A 17,741-nucleotide genomic window follows, 5' to 3' on the forward strand; every position below is an offset into this window, starting at 1 on the left:
ACGGCTCCGCGCACGGGGACCACTGTTGCAAACGCCGGATTATACAATAGGGCTCGAAACCAACCGTATCCAAAGCCCATCCGTGTCCCTCCTACATCGCGCCTCCTTCCTTACCTCCGCAGCTCGCCTCGACCAGTTGCCGGCCGCCGGCGCTCCCGAGGTCTGCTTTGTCGGCCGCTCGAACGCCGGCAAATCCACGGCAATCAACGTGCTGTGCAACCAGCGCCGTCTTGCGTTTTCCAGCAAGACGCCGGGCCGCACGCGCTTGATCAATATGTTCGGCTTGCCCGACCCGTTGGACCCGGAAGGTCACATCGGTTTTCTCGTCGACTTGCCCGGCTACGGCTACGCGTCTGTCGCCCGCAATGAAAAAGAAAAGTGGGCGGACATTCTCGGCGGCTATCTGCGCGACCGCGAATCGCTCGCGGGCATCGTGCTGCTGATCGACATCCGCCGCGGCGTCACCGAGCTTGACCGCCGCCTGGCCAACTTCATCGCCCCCACCGGACGCCCCGTGCTGGCGCTGCTGACCAAGGCCGACAAACTGCCTTATGGCCAGCGCATGCGCACCGTCTTCTCGGTCCGCAAGGACCTGGCGGATATCGGCGCCCTGCACACCATTCCTTTCTCGGCGCCCGAGCGCATCGGTCTGGAAGAGGCCGGCGCCCATATCGAAAATTGGATTTCCCCCAAGGTCGAATCATGAACCCGCAGATCATCACCCCCGAGTTTCCGGTTTCCCGCCCTCGCCGCCTGCGCCGCGACGACTTCACCCGCCGCCTGGTGCGCGAGAACGCGCTGACGGTCAATGACCTGATCTACCCCGTCTTCGTCGCCGATGGCACGGGCGTGCAGCAAGCCGTGCCGTCGCTGCCCGGCGTGGTCCGCTATTCGCTGGACACGCTGTTGCCGGTGGCTGAGCAATGTGTGGAATTGGGCATTCCGGTGATGGCGTTGTTTCCCGTCATCGACCTGTCTTTGAAGACGCCCGACGGCATCGAAGCGACCAATCCGCGCGGCCTGATTCCGCGCGTGGTCGGTGAGCTGAAAAAGCGTTTCCCCGAGCTCGGCATCCTGTGCGATGTGGCGCTGGACCCCTACACCAGCCACGGCCAGGACGGCGTCATCGACGAAAACGGCTACGTCATCAACGAGATCACGGTTGAAATCCTGGTCAAGCAGGCGCTGACGCAAGCCGCCGCCGGCGTTGACATGGTTGCGCCCAGCGACATGATGGACGGCCGCATTGGCGCCGTGCGCCGCGCGCTGGAAGACAACGGCCACATCCACACGCAGATCATGGCCTACTCGGCCAAGTACGCCAGCGCGTTCTACGGCCCGTTCCGCGATGCCGTGGGCTCGGCGACGAACCTGGGCAAGTCCAACAAAATGGCTTACCAGATGGACCCGGGCAACCTCGACGAAGCGCTGCGCGAAGTCGCCGCCGACTTGCAGGAAGGCGCCGACATGGTCATGGTCAAGCCCGGCATGCCGTATCTGGACGTGCTGCGCCGCGTGAAGGACACGTTCCGCGTGCCGACCTTCGCCTATCAGGTCAGCGGCGAATACGCGATGATCAAGGCCGCTGCCGCCAATGGCTGGCTGGACCACGACAAGGTCATGATGGAAGCGCTGCTCGCGTTCAAGCGCGCGGGCGCCGACGGCATCCTGACCTACTTCGCGATCGAAGCGGCCAAGCTGCTGAAAGCGCAGCGCTGATTGCGCGGCAAGACAGGCTCGGGCGTGCGGTCCGGGCCTGTCCCGTCATCGCGCGGGATCAGCGCACGTCGCCTGGCTGGCTTGCCACAGGCGCACTGCGGCGCAATCCCAGATACGTTCCGCCCAGCACGCAAGCAAGGCCCATCACATGGGTCAGCGTGACGTGTTCGTCCAGAAACAGTGACGCAAACAGCAGCCCGAAGATCGGCAGCCAGTTCACGAACAAGGCCGCACGGCTGATGCCCAGCCGCGCGATGCCGGCATTCCAGATGATGTTGCTGACCCCCGAGGCGATCACCGCCGAGAACAGCAGCACGATCCACGGCCAGCCCGTCATCTGCCACGTATCGGTCTGGTAAGACGACGGCGTGATCGCCGCATGCACAACCAGCATCAGCCCGCCCGCCAGGTACATGTACCAGAGCATGCCCAGCGGGTCCATGGAACGCGACATGCGTTGAATCACGAGCCCGCCGAATACGAACACCAGCACGGCCACGAACACGATGGCGTCGCCCCAGCCCGTCAGGCCGAATTGCGCGCCACTACCGGCCACAACCATGCCCACGCCAAGCAGGCCCAGCAAGGCGCCCGAGATGCGCACCAGCGTGAGTTTTTCGCGATAGAAAAGCGCCGCCAGCAACGCCGACAGCAAGGGGCTGGTGGCCATGATCAGCGTGCCGTTGGCCGCCGATGAAAAGCGCAGCCCCGACACCAGCGCAACCTGGTGCGCGTACACCACCAGAAAGCCCGCCAGCGCCACCCAGCCCAGTTGCACGCGGCCCAGCTTGGGGATGCGGCCGCGGCGCGCCTTGATGATCAGGGTGACGGTGATGAACGCAATGACGATCCGAACGGCGGCAAGCGCCTGGATGTCCATGTGTTGCGTGAGGTACTTGATGGAGACGATGTTCAGGCCCCAGGTGGCCATGACGAACATCAATTGAAGGTAGATAAGACCTTGCGGGTCCTGGCTTGCATCAACTGTTGGGGACGTCACGGGCGCCGGCCTGATGGGAGGGTGATGCGCCGCCCACGCGGCGCAGCAGCCATGGTATACGTCCGCGCGTCAGCGCACCAGCACCTTATCCAGCGATTCCGTGAAGCGCTTGGCGTCCTGGAAACCCACGACGCGCGCATCGGGCAGCTCTTTGCCGCCGGGTTCGAAGAACATGATTCCGGGCGGGCCGAACAAGCGGAAGCGCTTGAGCAAAGCGCGGTCATCCGCATTGTTGGCCGTCACGTCAGCCTGCACCAGCAGCATGCCCGACATGCGTTGCGCGACGCCGGGGTCGGTGAACGTGAAACGCTCCATCTCGCGGCACGACACGCACCAGTCGGCATAGAAATCCAGCATCACCGGTTGGCGGCTTTGCGCCAGCAGCGCGTCCAGCTCGGCGTTGTTGCGCACGCGCGTAAAGTGGACATCGCCCTTTGTGGCGGTGGCGCCCGCCACGCCCGCCGCGCCATCCGCGCGCGCGGCGAAGTGCGACAACGGTTGCAGCACATCGCGTCCGCCGCTTGCCGCGCCGATCAGCCACGCTGCGGCAGCCAGCGCCAGCAGCAAGCCCAGGCCCTTGCCGAACATACGCGCGGCCCCTGCCCCCACGGGCAAGGCGTCAAAGGCGCGCAGCATCACCGCGGAGACGATCGCCAGGAACGCCCAGCCGGTCATCTGCACCCACGTCGGCACCACGGGAATCAGCATCCACCAGGCGGTGCCCAGCAGCAGCATGCCGAACAGGCGCTTGACGCCATCCATCCACGGGCCCGCCTTGGGCAGCAAGGCGCCGGACGATGCGCCCACGATCAAGAGCGGCACGCCCATGCCCCAGGCCATGGCGAACAGCGCCGCCGCGCCCAGCACGACGTCACCCGTCTGCGAGATATACAGTAGTGCGCCAGCCAAGGGTGCGGCCACGCAAGGCCCGACAATCAGTGCGGACAAGGCGCCCATCACCAGCGCGCCCGTGTAGCGGCCGCCAGGCACCCGCGAGGAACGGTCAGACAGTTTGGCCTGGATGCCCGAGGGCATCTGGAAGGTGAAAACGTCGAACATCGCCAGCGCCAACACCGTCAGCAACAAGGCGAACAGCGTCAGAATCCAGGGCGTCTGCAACCACGCAGCCAGCCCCGCGCCACTTAGGCCCGCAGCCACGCCCAACGCGGTGTAAACCACCGACATGCCCAGCACATACGTGGCGGCCAACGCCAGCCCGCGGCCGCGCGAGGGCCTGGGCTGCGCCACGCCGCCCAGCACAATCGACGACAAGATCGGAATCATCGGCAACACGCAGGGCGTGAACGCCAGCAACAGTCCCAGCACCAGGAAGACGCCGGCGGTCTTGATCCAGCCCAGGCCACCCAGCGCATCGGCCAAGCCGGTGTCGCCTGCGGTGAACAGTGCGCCAAGTCCGCCCGACGATGTGCTCGATGTTGAGGCAGACGATGATGCCCCGCCTGTTGCGGCCCCGCCCGCCACCGCGTAGCCCCCCGCCACCGGCGTGAGCTTGACGCTGCTGTCCATCGGCGGATAGCACAAGCCCGCGTCCGCACAGCCTTGCCCGGTCAGGGTCAGCGTGAAGGGTTGATTGCCCGCGCCCACCGGCACGCGGATCACGACGTCCTTATGGAAGACCTCCATGTCTTTCTCGAAGGTCGGGTCGTACTTGACCTCGCCCTTGGGGTAGACGGCCTCACCCAGTGTCGTGGCGCCAGCCGGGCTGATCGTGATGCCGAAGCGCTCGCGGTACATGTAGTAGCCCGGGGCGACCTTGTACCGCAGCTCCAGCGTGTCGGGCGCGGCCATCTGGGCGCTGAACACAAAGGCTTTTTCGGGTTCGAGGAATTCGGTGTCGGCCTGGGCGGCCGCCTGCCAGCCCAGCAGCAACAGCGCCGTCGCCAAAAACATCAGGCAGTGCCTGAGCAGGGCGCGCATCGCGCGCGTGGCGTGAATCGGGCGCGAGGGCGCGCCGACAATACCGGCAAGTTGCAACATCAGTCTCTCTTGTTATTCGTGACGGCCGTCTGCTCGCGCACCCAATCCAGGTAGGGCGCCGCGCCGCCAATGACCGGCAGCACGATGATTTCGGGCACATCATAGGGATGCATCTGCGCCAGGGCCTGAACAACAGCTTGATGGCGCGCGTAAGTGGTCTTGATGTGGATGGGGACTTCTTCCGTCCCCTCGACCGTTCCATTCCACAGGTAGATGGACAGGCCGGGCGCGCCAAGGTTCACACAAGCGGCCAATCCGTCTTCGACCAGCACATGCGCGATGCGCTTGGCCAGCAACAGATCCGGCGCATTGCTGATGACCAGCACGACGTCGTCATCGCGCAACATGGAGCCTCCTTGGGATACCCGTGTGGGATGGTAGTCGAGGTATTTTATCGGTATTGCCGCCGCCGTCCGGAACTGCCGGAAGCGCGTTCAGCTCCATGCCACCCGTTTTCACCGAGGCTTGCATGACCGATAACTGCTTGTTCTGCCGGATCGCCCGGCACGAGATTCCCGCGCACATCATTCACGAAGATGACCGCCTGATGGCCTTCCTGGACATCCAGCCCGTGCGTCCCGGCCATACGCTGATCATTCCGAAACAGCATTACCCGTACTACGAAGATATGCCGGCCGACCTGGCGGGGCATATCGTGAACCTGGGGCAGAAGCTGGGGCGCCACATGAAGCGCCTTTATGGCGTGGAACGGGTAGGGTTTGCGTTCACCGGCATCCACGTGGCGCACACGCACGCGCACGTCATCCCGATGCATCACACGCAGGACGTCACGTCCACGCAATACATCGAACAGCAGAACCTGACGTTCAAGATGCCGCCCCAACCGCCTCAGGAGGCTTTGGCGGCTACCGCAGCCGAGTTGCGGGGGGAGTTGCACGCTTCGTGATTTGAAGCCCGTGGCGGGCGTGCAGATCGGGTGAGCAAATCGCTCGTACGGATCGCTCGTACAGATCGCGCGTGCGGATCGAACGCGCAAATAAAACAAGGGCGGGTCCGAAGACCCGCCCTTGTCGCTTATCGAGCTACCGAGAATTACTCGGCGCTGTCCGCAGCGGCTTCATCAACTTCCGGACGGTCAACCAGTTCCATGAAAGCCATGGGAGCGTTGTCGCCTTGACGGAAGCCCATCTTCAGCACGCGGGTGTAGCCACCGTTACGGGCCGCGTAGCGCGGGCCGATTTCGGCAAACAGCTTCACCACCGCATCGCGATCGCGCAGACGGGCAAATGCCAGACGCTTGTTCGCCAGCGTGGGCTCTTTGCCCAGCGTGATCAGGGGTTCGATGACGCGGCGCAATTCTTTCGCCTTCGGCAGCGTGGTCTTGATGGCTTCGTGGGTGATCAACGAAACGGCCATGTTGCGGAACATGGCAAGACGGTGACTGCTGGTGCGGTTGAGCTTACGCAAGCCATTACCGTGACGCATGATAAGTTTCCTTTGAATCTAAAGATGGCGTTCGCCATCGGGTTGCCGGCTCTTCTATCAACCTGCAATCAGGCCGCGGTCCGGTAGAAAACGGTGCATTTTACGACGAATTCGCAAACCGCCCGGCGGGGTTGCCGGGCGTTGCAGGAGACGCCCCATTTCTGAGGCGCCACCCGTTTAAAGCTTAGGGACGCTCCAGGCCCAGGGGCGGCCAGTTCTCGAGCTTCATGCCCAGAGTCAGACCACGTGCAGCCAGAACTTCCTTGATTTCGTTGAGCGACTTGCGACCCAGGTTCGGGGTCTTGAGCAGCTCGTTTTCGGTACGCTGGATCAGGTCGCCGATGTAGTAGATGTTTTCGGCCTTCAGGCAGTTGGCCGAACGCACGGTCAGTTCCAGGTCGTCGACCGGACGCAGCAGGACCGGGTCGATCTGCGGCGTGCCGCGGACCGGCGCTTCGTACGAATCGCCAGCACCTTCCAGAGCGGCGAAGACCGAAATCTGGTCCATCAGGATGCGAGCCGACTGGCGCACCGCTTCCTCGGGCGAGATCACGCCGTTGGTTTCGATGTCCAGAACCAGCTTGTCCAGGTCGGTGCGCTGTTCCACGCGGGCGCTTTCCACCGCATAGCTGACGCGGCGAACCGGGCTGAACGAAGCGTCCAGAACGATGCGGCCGATGGTGTGGGTGCGGTCTTCCGACAGCGCACGCACGTTGCCCGGCACGTAGCCGCGGCCCTTTTCAACCTTGATCTGCATTTCCAGCTTGCCTGCGTCCGTCAGGTTGCAGATGGCATGGCCGGGGTTGATGATCTCGACGTCGTGCGGCAGTTCGATGTCGCTGGCCAGCACGGTGCCCGCGCCGGTCTTGCGCAGAACCAGGGTCACTTCGTCGCGATTGTGCAGCTTGAAGACCACGCCCTTCAGGTTCAAGAGGATGTCGACGACATCTTCGCGAACGCCCGGGATGGTCGAGTATTCGTGCACCACGCCCGTCATCTGGACTTCGGTCGGCGCGTAGCCGGTCATCGAAGACAGCAGGATGCGGCGCAGGGCGTTGCCCAGCGTGTGACCGTAGCCACGCTCGAACGGCTCCATCACGATCTTGGCATGGTGCGTGCCGACCGGTTCGACTTCAATGGAGCGCGGCTTCAGGAAACCTTGAGTGGACATTTACTGTGTTCCTTTTCAATACCCTCGGCTCGTTACACCGATAAGGCTGATGGACAGGGTGAAACATGAAACTCGGGCGGCGCGAAAACGCCAGCCGATACTTACCGCAAAGCCCGCCCCACCAAAAGGCGGAAAGCGGGCTGCTGCGAGACGTGCAAACGGGTCGCGGGACCAGTAGCCGGCACACCTGCGAAGGAGGCGCCGGCCGACCTGATTAACGCGAGTACAGTTCGACGACCATCGATTCGTTGATGTCGCGAGCGACGTCAGCGCGGTCGGGAGCCGACTTGAACGTACCGGTCAGCTTGGTCGCGTCGACTTCCACCCATTGGGGGATGCCGATGCTGGTGGCCAGGTCGAGCGATTCCTTGATACGGCCTTGCTTCTTGGCCTTTTCACGGATCGAGATGACGTCACCAGCCTTGACCAGCATCGAAGCGATGTCAGCCGTGTGGCCGTTCAGTTCGATGGCGCGGTGGCTGACCAGCTGGCGAGCTTCGGCGCGCGTCGAGCCGAAGCCCATGCGGTAGACGACGTTGTCCAGGCGCGATTCCAGCAGCTGGATCAGGGTTTCGCCGGTGTTGCCACGGCGACGCTCTGCTTCAGCGAAGTACTTGCGGAATTGCTTTTCCAGCACGCCGTACATGCGCTTCAGCTTTTGCTTTTCGCGCAGCTGCAGGCCGTAGTCGGAAGTGCGGGCACCCGAAGTGCGGCCGTGTTGGCCAGGCTTGGAATCCAGCTTGCACTTGGAATCCAGCGAGCGACGGGCGCTCTTCAGGAACAGGTCAGTACCCTCGCGGCGCGAGAGCTTGCATTTGGGTCCAATATAACGTGCCATGTGGATTCCCTTTAGATACGACGACGCTTCGGCGGACGGCAGCCGTTGTGCGGAACGGGCGTGATGTCGGCGATGGACGAAATCTTGATGCCCAGCGCGTTCAGAGCGCGGACAGACGATTCGCGGCCAGGACCGGGGCCCTTGATGCGCACTTCCAGCGTCTTGATGCCGTATTCCAGCGCGACGCGGCCAGCCGTTTCAGCGGCGACTTGCGCGGCAAACGGGGTCGACTTACGCGAACCCTTGAAACCAGCACCACCCGAAGTGGCCCACGACAAAGCGTTGCCCTGACGGTCGGTGATGGTGATGATGGTGTTGTTGAACGAAGCGTGAACGTGCGCGATGCCGTCCGAGACGTTCTTCTTAACCTTTTTGCGCACGCGCGAAGCGCCGCTGGTGGAAGCTTTCGCCATAATCCAGTTCCTCGATTATTTCTTCAGGGACGCAGCAGCACGACGCGGGCCCTTACGGGTCCGGGCGTTGGTGCGAGTGCGCTGGCCGCGCACGGGCAAACCGCGCTTGTGACGCATACCGCGGTAGGTTCCCAGGTCGATCAAACGCTTGATCGAGAGCTGTACTTCACGACGCAGGTCGCCTTCAACCGTGAACAAACCAACATGTTCGCGGACGCGTTCCAATTCAGCGTCGTTCAGATCCTTGACCTTTTTGTCAAAGGGTACGTTTGCCGCTTCGCAAATTTTGCGAGCGCGCGTACGACCAATGCCAAAAATGGCGGTCAGTCCGATCTCGGCGTGCTGTTGCGGCGGGATGTTAATGCCAGCAATACGGGCCATGACTATTCCTTGAATAAATCTGTTGCGTAGTCGCTAACCCGAGTTAGCCTTGACGCTGCTTGTGACGCGGGTCGGTGCAGATAACACGCACCACGCCGTGACGTTTGATAACTTTGCAGTTGCGGCAGATCCGCTTAACCGATGCCATTACTTTCATGGTTGACTCCTAATTTTCCGTAATCCGGTTCCGCTCATTTGGAGCGGAAAACTATCCTGGCTCGCGTCAGATCATAGGGCGTGAGCTCCACTGTGACCTTGTCACCCGGCAGGATCCGGATGTAATGCATACGCATCTTGCCGGAAATATGGCCCAACACCACGTGGCCGTTTTCGAGCTTGACGCGAAATGTCGCGTTCGGGAGGTTCTCAAGAACCTCGCCTTGCATCTGAATGACGTCGTCCTTGGACATTCTTTTGCTTACCGCATCGGCAAACCCGCGCCCTTGAAGTTAGCCTTCTTGAGCAACGAGTCGTACTGGTGAGACATCATGTAGGCCTGAACCTGTGCCATGAAATCCATCGTCACCACCACAATAATCAACAGAGACGTACCACCGAAGTAGAAAGGAACGTTCCAGCGCATCACCAAGAATTCAGGCAACAGGCACACCAAAGTGATGTACAAGGCACCCGCGAGCGTCAGACGCATCAGGATCTTGTCGATGTAGCGCGCCGTTTGCTCGCCCGGACGAATACCCGGAACAAACGCACCACTCTTCTTCAGGTTGTCCGCCGTTTCGCGGCTGTTGAACACCAGAGCCGTGTAGAAAAAGCAGAAGAAAATAATCGCGACGGAATACAGCGTGATGTAGAGCGGTTGACGAGGCGACAGGGCCGCAGCCAGATCGCTAAGCCAGCGCATGTTCTCACTGCTGGAAAACCAGCTCGTGATCGTGGCCGGGAACAGAATGATCGACGATGCGAAGATCGGCGGAATCACCCCTGCCATGTTCAGCTTCAGCGGCAAATGCGAGCTTTGACCACCGTAGACCTTGTTGCCGACCTGACGCTTGGCGTAGTTCACCGTGATCTTGCGCTGTCCGCGTTCCACGAACACCACAAAAGCGGTAACCAGCACCACCAGAGCCACAATGAACAGTGCCGAAAGCACGGACATCGCGTTGGTGCGGACCAGGTCCAACAGTGCAGCCAGCGCCGCGGGCAGACCCGCAACGATACCTGCGAAGATCAGGATGGAAATCCCGTTGCCAAGACCACGTTCAGTGATCTGTTCACCCAGCCACATGACGAACATGGTGCCAGTGACCAGGGTCACAATGGTCGTGAAGCGAAACAGCATACCCGGATCGATCACCAGTCCCTGCTGGGACTCCAACGCTACCGAAATGCCCACTGCTTGCACCAGCGCCAGCACGACTGTGCCGTAGCGGGTGTATTGGGTAATCTTCCGACGTCCGGACTCGCCCTCTTTCTTGAGCGCTTCCAGCGACGGCACCACCACCGACATCAACTGCATGATGATGGATGCCGAAATGTACGGCATGATCCCCAGGGCAAAAATCGAGAAACGCGAGAGCGCCCCGCCCGAGAACATGTTGAACAGGCCCAGGATCCCGCCCTGGTTCTGACGGAACAAGTCCGCCAGCGCATCCGGATTAATACCCGGTACGGGGATGTGTGTACCCAAACGGTAAACCACCAGGGCGAGCACCAGGAACACAAGACGGCGCTTCAAATCACCGTACCGTGCTCCGGTTTTGCCTAATGCCTGCGCGTTAGCCACTCGTCACCTCATGATCAAGCAAGCGAGCCGCCCGCGCCTTCGATGGCGGCGCGAGCGCCGGCCGTCGCGGTAATGCCCTTGAGCACGACCTTGCGCGAGAGTTCACCCGACTTGATGACCTTGGCGTAACGAACCGCCTGGCCAATCACGCCAGCCGCCTTGAGCACTTGCACGTCGACTTCGTCGATGGGCAGGGCTTGCAGGTCCGACAGACGAACTTCGGCGTACAGGTGTTGACCGAGCGGGGTGAAACCACGCTTGGGCAGACGACGCTGCAGCGGCATTTGACCGCCTTCGAAGCCAACCTTATGGAAACCGCCCGAGCGCGACTTCTGGCCCTTGTGACCACGGCCGGCGGTTTTACCCAGACCCGAACCGATGCCACGGCCGACGCGGCGCTTGGCGTGCTTGCTGCCCTCAGCGGGCTTCAGCGAATTAAGTTGCATATCCGACATGGTGATTCCTTAGGCTTCCGAGACGGAAACGAGATAATCCACCTTACGGATCATCCCACGCACCTCGGGCGTATCGACCAACACGCGGCTGCTGTTGATGCGGCCCAAGCCCAAACCGCGAACCGTATCACGGTGCGATTGCTTGGTACCGATCACCGAGCGCACGAGGGTCACTTTGATCTGCTTCTGAGCCATGATTTACCCCAGGATTTCTTCGACCGACTTGCCGCGCTTGGCAGCAACATCGGCCGGGGTCAGGGAAGCGCGCAGACCGTTCAACGTGGCGCGAACCATGTTGTAGGGGTTGCTCGAGCCCAGGCTCTTGGCAACCACGTTACGCACACCCATCACTTCAAAAATAGCGCGCATCGGGCCGCCGGCGATAACGCCAGTACCTTCAGCAGCGGGCGAGATCAGCACGGTAGCGGCGCCATGCTTGCCAACCACGGTGTGGTGCAGCGTGCCGTTCTTCAGCGCAACCTTGAACATGCCGCGGCGGGCTTGTTCCATTGCCTTCTGAACGGACACCGGCACTTCACGCGCCTTGCCCTTACCCATGCCGACGCGACCATCGCCATCGCCAACCACGGTCAGCGCGGCAAAGCTCATGGTGCGACCACCCTTGACCACTTTGCTCACGCGGTTGACCGCGATCATCTTTTCGCGGAGGCCGTCATCGTTCTCTTTTTCCGCGGCGTTCTTGCCTTGTACTTTAGCCATTTGACAGATCCTCGCTTAGAACTTCAGGCCGGCTTCACGCGCGGCATCGGCCAGCGCTTTCACGCGGCCATGGTAACGAAAGCCCGAGCGATCGAAAGCGACCAGTTCAATACCGGCAGCCTTGGCCTTTTCGGCCACGCGCTTGCCAACCAGCGAAGCAGCGGCAGTGTTGCCACCCTGACCGGTTTGGCCGGCCAGTTGCGCACGCACTTCGGCTTCCACCGTCGAGGCGCTGACCAGAACGCGATCGCCTTCCGGCGAAATGATGTTGGCGTAGATGTGCTGGTTCGAGCGGAAGACCGAGAGGCGGTGAACGCGCAGCTCGTTGATCTTCCGGCGGGTCGGAACCGCACGACGCAAACGGGAAACTTTTTTGTCCATGATTCGTCCTTGCGTGCGCCGTTATTTCTTCTTGGTTTCTTTGATGACGACGCGTTCGTCCGAGTAACGCACACCCTTGCCCTTGTAGGGTTCGGGTTCGCGGTACGCGCGGATTTCAGCGGCCATCTGACCGACGACTTGCTTGTTGGCGCCCTTGATGACGATTTCCGTCTGGGTGGGGCATTCGGCCTTGATACCGGCCGGCAACTGATGCAAAACGTCGTGCGAGAAACCGAGCTGCAGCTTAACGGCATCGCCTTGGATCGAGGCGCGGTAACCCACGCCAACCAGGGTCAGCTTGCGCTCGAAGCCCTTGCTCACGCCGGTAACCATATTGGCCACCAGAGCGCGCACGGTACCCGACATGGCATTGGCGTGACGAGTTTCGTTGGCGGCGGCAAACGTGAGCTTGCCTTCGTCCATCGCAACCGTGACGTCGCCAGTCAGGGCTTGAGTCAGGGTGCCCAACGGGCCCTTGACAGTGATCTGATCCTGCTTGATGTCAGCTTCGACACCCTTGGGCAGTTCGACCGGATACTTAGCGATACGTGACATTCGAATTTCTCCTTAGGCCACGTAGCACAGCACTTCGCCGCCGACGCCGTTGGCGCGAGCCTTACGGTCGGTCATGACGCCGCGCGAGGTCGAAACGATAGCCACGCCCAGGCCGTTCATGACCTGAGGAATGCTGGTACGGCCCTTGTAGATACGCAGACCGGGGCGCGAAACGCGTTCAATGCGCTCGATAACCGGACGGCCAGCGTAGTACTTCAGGGTGATCTCGAGCTCAGGCTTGGCCTGGGTGCCCTTGATTTCAAAGCTGTCGATGTAGCCTTCGTCTTTCAGCACAGCAGCAATAGCTGCCTTCAGCTTCGAGGAGGGCATGCTCACCGTAACTTTGTCCACTTGCTGCGCATTGCGAATGCGGGTCAGCATATCGGCGATGGGATCGCTCATGCTCATAATGTATCTCCTACCAGCTGGCCTTGGTGATGCCGGGGATTTCGCCCTTCATCGCCATTTCACGCAGTTTGTGACGCGTCAGGCCGAACTTGCGGAACACGCCGCGCGGACGACCGGTGACCACGCAACGGTTACGTTGGCGCGTCGGATTGGCATTGCGCGGCAGCTGTTGCAGCTTGAGCCGAGCTTGGTAACGTTCTTCGTCGGTCTTCGACTGGTCGTCGATGATCGCCTTCAACTCAGCGCGCTTGGCAGCGAACTTGTCAGCCAGCTTGGCGCGCTTGATGTCGCGATTGATGAGGGAAAGTTTAGCCACGTCATCAGCCCCTTAGTTACGGAACGGGAAGCTGAAGGCCGTCAACAGCGCCTTGGCTTCTTCGTCGGTCTTCGCGGAGGTGGTGATGCTGATGTTCAGCCCACGCAGCGCGTCGATCTTGTCGTACTCGATTTCGGGGAAAATGATTTGCTCTTTCACCCCGATGTTGTAGTTGCCGCGGCCGTCAAACGCACGACCCGAGATACCACGGAAGTCACGCACGCGAGGCAGCGCGACCGCAACGAGGCGATCCAGGAATTCGTACATGCGTTGACCACGCAGCGTGACCATGCAACCAATCGGGTAGTTTTCGCGGATCTTGAAACCGGCGATAGCCTTCTTGGTCTTCGTCACGACAGGCTTTTGGCCAGCGATCTTGGTCAGGTCCGACACCGCGTGTTCGATAACCTTCTTATCGGACACGGCTTCCGAGACACCCATGTTCAGGGTGATCTTGGTGATGCGCGGCACTTCCATGACGCTCTTGTAGCCAAACTTGGCCTGCAGGTCGGCAGCGACCTTGCTCTTGTAGAAATCTTGCAAACGAGACATGTCTATCGCCCCTTACGCCTTGGCGCCGACAACGGCACCATTGGAACGGAACACGCGGACCTTGCGACCTTCGACTTCTTGAACGCCCACGCGGTCGGCACGACCGGTTGCGGGGTTGAAGAGCGCCACATTCGAGATGTGGATCGGCATGGTCTTTTCGACAATCCCGCCCGGGTTGTTAGCCATCGGGTTGGCTTTGACGTGCTTCTTGGCAACGTTGACGCCTTCGACCAGGACGTGGTCGGCATCGACGCGAGCCAGCACGGTACCGCGACGCTTCTTGTCGCGGCCGGTCAGGACGATGACTTCGTCGCCTTTACGAATGTTGTTCATCGTAGGGCTCCTTACAGCACTTCCGGGGCCAACGACACGATCTTCATGAACTTCTCGGTACGCAGTTCACGCGTAACGGGTCCGAAGATGCGGGTGCCGATGGGCTCCAGCTTGGCGTTGAGCAATACGGCGGCATTGCCACCGAACTTAATCAGCGAACCGTCTTTACGGCGCACGCCCTTGGCGGTACGAACCACCACGGCATTGTAAATTTCGCCTTTCTTGACGCGTCCGCGCGGAGCCGCATCTTTGACGCTCACCTTGATGATGTCGCCGATACCGGCATAACGGCGCTTGGAGCCACCGAGCACCTTAATGCACATGACATGACGCGCACCAGTGTTATCGGCCACGTCCAGCGTGGTCTGCATTTGGATCATGATTTTTCCTGTTCCAACTTAACTGGAAATACTGTTTTCCCGGGGTTTTCCCCCCGAGGAACTCTGCAATTCCTGCCAGTTTTGGTCCCGTCAGGTCTGCCGCCCTGCTTTTGTGTTGCAGACCTAGAGCTTTCGCTCTACCTCTGCAACGGGTTGGCAACGCAACGACCCTGGGTTGAAATCCTGCGGGTATTCCCCCAACTCGATGAGCTAATTTTTCCTTAACTCAATCGACAATCTGGGAAAGCTGATCATTCTAGCGTGGTTAAATTTTGAGCGCAAGTACTTTGTTGGAACGGCGCACAAAAGACCACGCTCCCCTATAAGGGGAACGGTTTGCGGGCTATCTGCCCCCTATTTCTGGCGGTAGTAGCCCTTCTCCCAGGCGTCATGATTGGCTTTGCCGCGACGGATTTCGTCCGTGAACGGGGCCGCTCTGAGCACCAGGCGATTCAGCCATTTTACCGGAACGCGGCAAGGCCGTTCAAAGTCGACGAACAGCACCGCCCGCAGCCCGGGCGTGTCGTTGTGGACCTGGTGCGGGTACAGGTCGTCAAACACCACGGCCCGCCCTTCCCGCCAGCTGTACCGTTCGCCCCCCACTTCGATCCAGCATTGATCGGCGGGCTCTGGCACGACCAGGCCCAGGTGCAGGCGCAGCACGCCGTTGTACGGACCCGTGTGCAGCGGAATCCGCTTGCCCGGTTCAAGGATGGAGAAGAACGCGCTGCGTATGCCCGGAATGCCTTCCAGCGCCCGCGCGGTGGCCGGGCAGCGCGCCAGGTTGCGCTCGGAACGCAGCCCGTATCCCATAAAGAGGAAGGTCTTCCATTGATCGTCCGACGTGATCATGCCGACATCCGGCGAGATCTCATGGAACGCAGGCAGGTGCTGACGTTCGGCCAGCAGCTCGGTCAGCTCGGCGCGGATGGCTGGCGTCTGCGCTTCCAGCGCGGGAATCCACGGAAACTGGCTGTTCTGGAAGATGGGCCGGTCGCCCACCAGCGATGCACTCGCAATTCGCTGACGCAACCAATCAATGAAGCGGAAGAACACGCGGGAGTAAACACTGGACTTGCCGGCGGGACGCGCGTCAACGGGTTGCACGATAGATTCAGACATAGCAGCCAAGGACGCCTTATTGTGTCCAAGCGGACTCGTACTGGCAAGGCGGCCGGGCCGCGCGCACGAACGCCTATTGGCTCCAAGGCCGCGATGCCGATTGGACCTCCCCGCCGCGGGAAAGAAGGTTTAGACTGGCGTGGGCGATACGCGATCGCACTCCACTCCCGCATTCCATTCCCATTTCGCAAGGAAAGACAGGCATGTATGAACAGTTGGCGCTGTATATCGACGGCGAATTCATCTCCGGCGAGGGCAGGCGCACCCAGGACGTCATCAACCCGGCCACGCTGGAAGTGCTCGGCCAGCTGCCTCACGCCACCGAAGCGGATCTGGACCGTGCGCTAGCCGCCGCCCAGCGCGCGTTCGAATCGTGGAAGAAATCTTCTCCCATGGATCGTTCGGCCATCCTGCGCAAGGTCGCCACGCTGTCGCGCGAACGCGCCAAGGAAATCGGCCGCAACATGACGCTGGACCAGGGCAAGCCGCTGGCCGAAGCCGTGGGCGAAGTCACCTCCTGCGCTGAACACGCCGACTGGCACGCCGAAGAATGCCGCCGCATCTACGGCCGCGTGGTCCCGCCGCGCAACCCGGACGTGCGCCAGTTCGTCGTGCGTGAACCCATCGGCGTCTGCGCCGCGTTCACGCCGTGGAACTTCCCGTACAACCAAGCCATCCGCAAGATCGCCGCCGCACTTGGCGCCGGTTGCACGGTGGTGCTGAAGGGTCCGGAAGATTCGCCCAGCGCCGTCATGGCCATTGCGCGCATGTTCCACGATGCCGGCCTGCCCAAGGGCTGCCTGAACATCGTCTGGGGCGAACCCGCCAAGATCTCTGACTACCTGATCCGTTCGCCGATCGTGCGCAAGGTTTCGTTCACCGGTTCCGTGCCGGTGGGCAAGCAGCTGGCCGCGCTGGCCGGCGCGCACATGAAGCGCGTCACGATGGAACTGGGCGGCCACTCGCCCGTGCTGGTGTTTGACGACGCCGACATCGACCGCGCCGCTGAAATGCTGGCCAAGTTCAAGGTCCGCAACGCCGGTCAGGTCTGCGTGTCGCCCACCCGCTTCTACGTGCAGGAAGGCGCCTACGAACAGTTCCTGGCCCGCTTCTCGGACGTGCTGAAGAACATCAAGGTCGGCGACGGCCTGGAAGCCGGCACCGACATGGGCCCGCTGGCGCACGAACGCCGCGTGCCCGCCATGAGCGCCTTCATCGACGACGCCAAGAAGCACGGCGGCAAGGTCGTGGTTGGCGGCGGCCCGCTGGATCGCAAGGGCTTCTTCTTCGCCCCCACCGTCGTGACCGATCTGCCGGACAACTCCATGCTGATGACCGAAGAGCCCTTCGGCCCCGTCGCACCGGTCGTCCGCTTCAAGGACACTGACGAAGTCCTGCGCCGCGCCAACAGCCTGCCGTTCGGCCTGTCGTCCTACGTGTTCACGAACTCGCTGAAGACGGCCACGAAGGTCTCCAACGGCCTGGAAGCCGGCATGGTCAACATCAACCACTTCGGCAGCGCGCTGGCCGAGACGCCGTTTGGCGGCATCAAGGACAGCGGCATCGGCAGCGAAGGCGGCCTGGAAACGTTTGACGGCTACCTCGTCACGAAATTCATCACGCACATCTGACCGGTTCCGACCGTCAGCCAAAAAGCCCCGCAAGGGGCTTTTTTTCGCCCCGCACCAAGCGGCGGCATGCACGGCGATGCGTTTCATGATGGTGTCACAGGCGTCCGGGAACATTGCGCCTCGCTGACAGGCAGCTGACCTTGAGCAAGGCACTGCCTGGCCCACTTTCCCGGAAATG

Annotated in this window: 26 protein-coding genes; 4 read left to right on the forward strand and 22 right to left on the reverse strand. The window is 61.5% G+C overall.

The genetic code is table 11. The features are described from left to right. Positions 1-82 precede the first annotated feature (82 nt). Together yihA and hemB are read left to right on the forward strand one after the other, a co-directional pair. Positions 83-706, forward strand: a complete 624-nt coding sequence (yihA, locus tag HV765_RS16745; RefSeq protein WP_006216506.1) for a ribosome biogenesis GTP-binding protein YihA/YsxC — start codon at positions 83-85, stop codon at positions 704-706. Then, complete coding sequence (gene hemB / locus HV765_RS16750) at positions 703-1,719, forward strand: porphobilinogen synthase (RefSeq protein WP_175170410.1); 1,017 nt, start codon at positions 703-705, stop codon at positions 1,717-1,719. The genes yihA and hemB overlap by 4 nt, the downstream gene beginning before the upstream one ends. Before the next feature lie 58 nt (positions 1,720-1,777). Here hemB and HV765_RS16755 read toward each other — a convergent pair whose 3' ends face one another. The 3 genes from HV765_RS16755 to cutA all read right to left on the reverse strand — a co-directional run bounded on the left by HV765_RS16755 (position 1,778) and on the right by cutA (position 5,064). Further along, positions 1,778-2,659: a DMT family transporter gene (locus tag HV765_RS16755; protein WP_054421365.1), complete on the reverse strand. Its 882-nt coding sequence runs from the start codon at positions 2,657-2,659 to the stop codon at positions 1,778-1,780. A 129-nt stretch (positions 2,660-2,788) separates the two neighbouring features. Then, a complete protein-coding gene (gene dsbD / locus HV765_RS16760) occupies positions 2,789-4,657 on the reverse strand; it encodes a protein-disulfide reductase DsbD (RefSeq protein WP_175170512.1) in 1,869 nt (622 codons plus the stop codon). A gap of 59 nt (positions 4,658-4,716) precedes the next feature. Then, on the reverse strand, positions 4,717-5,064 hold the full coding sequence (gene cutA, locus HV765_RS16765) for a divalent-cation tolerance protein CutA (RefSeq protein WP_054420841.1): 348 nt from the start codon (positions 5,062-5,064) through the stop codon (positions 4,717-4,719). Between the two features lie 122 nt (positions 5,065-5,186). Here cutA and HV765_RS16770 point away from each other — a divergent pair, with 122 nt between their 5' ends. Then, the gene (locus tag HV765_RS16770; protein WP_054420842.1) at positions 5,187-5,624 is read left to right on the forward strand and encodes an HIT family protein; all 438 of its coding nucleotides are present in this window, start codon (positions 5,187-5,189) and stop codon (positions 5,622-5,624) included. 146 nt (positions 5,625-5,770) lie between these two features. Here the strand turns inward: HV765_RS16770 and rplQ are convergent, their stop codons facing one another. The 19 genes from rplQ to HV765_RS16865 all read right to left on the reverse strand — a co-directional run bounded on the left by rplQ (position 5,771) and on the right by HV765_RS16865 (position 15,932). Continuing rightward, positions 5,771-6,163, reverse strand: a complete 393-nt coding sequence (gene rplQ / locus HV765_RS16775; RefSeq protein ID WP_006216513.1) for a 50S ribosomal protein L17 — start codon at positions 6,161-6,163, stop codon at positions 5,771-5,773. A gap of 184 nt (positions 6,164-6,347) precedes the next feature. Then, a complete protein-coding gene (locus HV765_RS16780) occupies positions 6,348-7,334 on the reverse strand; it encodes a DNA-directed RNA polymerase subunit alpha (protein ID WP_006216514.1) in 987 nt (328 codons plus the stop codon). Positions 7,335-7,548: 214 nt separating this feature from the next. Continuing rightward, a complete protein-coding gene (gene rpsD / locus HV765_RS16785) occupies positions 7,549-8,172 on the reverse strand; it encodes a 30S ribosomal protein S4 (protein ID WP_054420843.1) in 624 nt (207 codons plus the stop codon). An 11-nt stretch (positions 8,173-8,183) separates the two neighbouring features. Continuing rightward, positions 8,184-8,585 (reverse strand): 30S ribosomal protein S11, encoded by a 402-nt coding sequence (gene rpsK, locus HV765_RS16790; RefSeq protein ID WP_006216516.1) that lies wholly within the window; start codon positions 8,583-8,585, stop codon positions 8,184-8,186. A 15-nt stretch (positions 8,586-8,600) separates the two neighbouring features. Then, positions 8,601-8,966, reverse strand: coding sequence for a 30S ribosomal protein S13 (gene rpsM, locus HV765_RS16795; protein WP_006216517.1), 366 nt, complete (start codon positions 8,964-8,966; stop codon positions 8,601-8,603). 43 nt (positions 8,967-9,009) lie between these two features. Beyond that, entirely contained in the window at positions 9,010-9,123 is a 114-nt protein-coding gene (gene rpmJ / locus HV765_RS16800) for a 50S ribosomal protein L36 (protein ID WP_003806928.1), read from the reverse strand. 34 nt (positions 9,124-9,157) lie between these two features. Then, on the reverse strand, positions 9,158-9,376 hold the full coding sequence (infA, locus tag HV765_RS16805; protein ID WP_003806927.1) for a translation initiation factor IF-1: 219 nt from the start codon (positions 9,374-9,376) through the stop codon (positions 9,158-9,160). Positions 9,377-9,384: 8 nt separating this feature from the next. Beyond that, positions 9,385-10,710, reverse strand: coding sequence for a preprotein translocase subunit SecY (gene secY / locus HV765_RS16810; protein WP_054420844.1), 1,326 nt, complete (start codon positions 10,708-10,710; stop codon positions 9,385-9,387). 14 nt (positions 10,711-10,724) lie between these two features. Then, the gene (rplO, locus tag HV765_RS16815) at positions 10,725-11,165 is read right to left on the reverse strand and encodes a 50S ribosomal protein L15 (RefSeq protein ID WP_013397002.1); all 441 of its coding nucleotides are present in this window, start codon (positions 11,163-11,165) and stop codon (positions 10,725-10,727) included. A gap of 9 nt (positions 11,166-11,174) precedes the next feature. Next, a complete protein-coding gene (gene rpmD, locus HV765_RS16820; RefSeq protein WP_006216520.1) occupies positions 11,175-11,360 on the reverse strand; it encodes a 50S ribosomal protein L30 in 186 nt (61 codons plus the stop codon). Between the two features lie 3 nt (positions 11,361-11,363). Continuing rightward, positions 11,364-11,885, reverse strand: a complete 522-nt coding sequence (gene rpsE, locus HV765_RS16825; protein WP_006216521.1) for a 30S ribosomal protein S5 — start codon at positions 11,883-11,885, stop codon at positions 11,364-11,366. A gap of 15 nt (positions 11,886-11,900) precedes the next feature. Continuing rightward, on the reverse strand, positions 11,901-12,266 hold the full coding sequence (rplR, locus tag HV765_RS16830; protein WP_054420845.1) for a 50S ribosomal protein L18: 366 nt from the start codon (positions 12,264-12,266) through the stop codon (positions 11,901-11,903). 21 nt (positions 12,267-12,287) lie between these two features. Then, positions 12,288-12,821: a 50S ribosomal protein L6 gene (rplF, locus tag HV765_RS16835; protein ID WP_050728385.1), complete on the reverse strand. Its 534-nt coding sequence runs from the start codon at positions 12,819-12,821 to the stop codon at positions 12,288-12,290. 12 nt (positions 12,822-12,833) lie between these two features. Next, on the reverse strand, positions 12,834-13,229 hold the full coding sequence (gene rpsH, locus HV765_RS16840) for a 30S ribosomal protein S8 (protein ID WP_006216525.1): 396 nt from the start codon (positions 13,227-13,229) through the stop codon (positions 12,834-12,836). 10 nt (positions 13,230-13,239) lie between these two features. Beyond that, complete coding sequence (gene rpsN / locus HV765_RS16845; RefSeq protein ID WP_006216527.1) at positions 13,240-13,545, reverse strand: 30S ribosomal protein S14; 306 nt, start codon at positions 13,543-13,545, stop codon at positions 13,240-13,242. Positions 13,546-13,557: 12 nt separating this feature from the next. After that, positions 13,558-14,097: a 50S ribosomal protein L5 gene (gene rplE / locus HV765_RS16850; RefSeq protein ID WP_054420846.1), complete on the reverse strand. Its 540-nt coding sequence runs from the start codon at positions 14,095-14,097 to the stop codon at positions 13,558-13,560. A 12-nt stretch (positions 14,098-14,109) separates the two neighbouring features. Further along, a complete protein-coding gene (rplX, locus tag HV765_RS16855; RefSeq protein WP_054420847.1) occupies positions 14,110-14,430 on the reverse strand; it encodes a 50S ribosomal protein L24 in 321 nt (106 codons plus the stop codon). 11 nt (positions 14,431-14,441) lie between these two features. Then, complete coding sequence (gene rplN, locus HV765_RS16860; protein ID WP_046807446.1) at positions 14,442-14,810, reverse strand: 50S ribosomal protein L14; 369 nt, start codon at positions 14,808-14,810, stop codon at positions 14,442-14,444. A gap of 354 nt (positions 14,811-15,164) precedes the next feature. After that, positions 15,165-15,932 (reverse strand): aspartyl/asparaginyl beta-hydroxylase domain-containing protein, encoded by a 768-nt coding sequence (locus HV765_RS16865; protein WP_254600614.1) that lies wholly within the window; start codon positions 15,930-15,932, stop codon positions 15,165-15,167. A gap of 203 nt (positions 15,933-16,135) precedes the next feature. Here HV765_RS16865 and HV765_RS16870 point away from each other — a divergent pair, with 203 nt between their 5' ends. Further along, positions 16,136-17,563, forward strand: coding sequence for an NAD-dependent succinate-semialdehyde dehydrogenase (locus HV765_RS16870; protein WP_050728383.1), 1,428 nt, complete (start codon positions 16,136-16,138; stop codon positions 17,561-17,563). The last annotated feature ends 178 nt before the right edge of the window (positions 17,564-17,741 follow it).

The sequence above is a fragment of the Achromobacter kerstersii genome, from assembly GCF_902859595.1.
Classification (GTDB): Bacteria; Pseudomonadota; Gammaproteobacteria; order Burkholderiales; family Burkholderiaceae_B; genus Achromobacter; species Achromobacter kerstersii.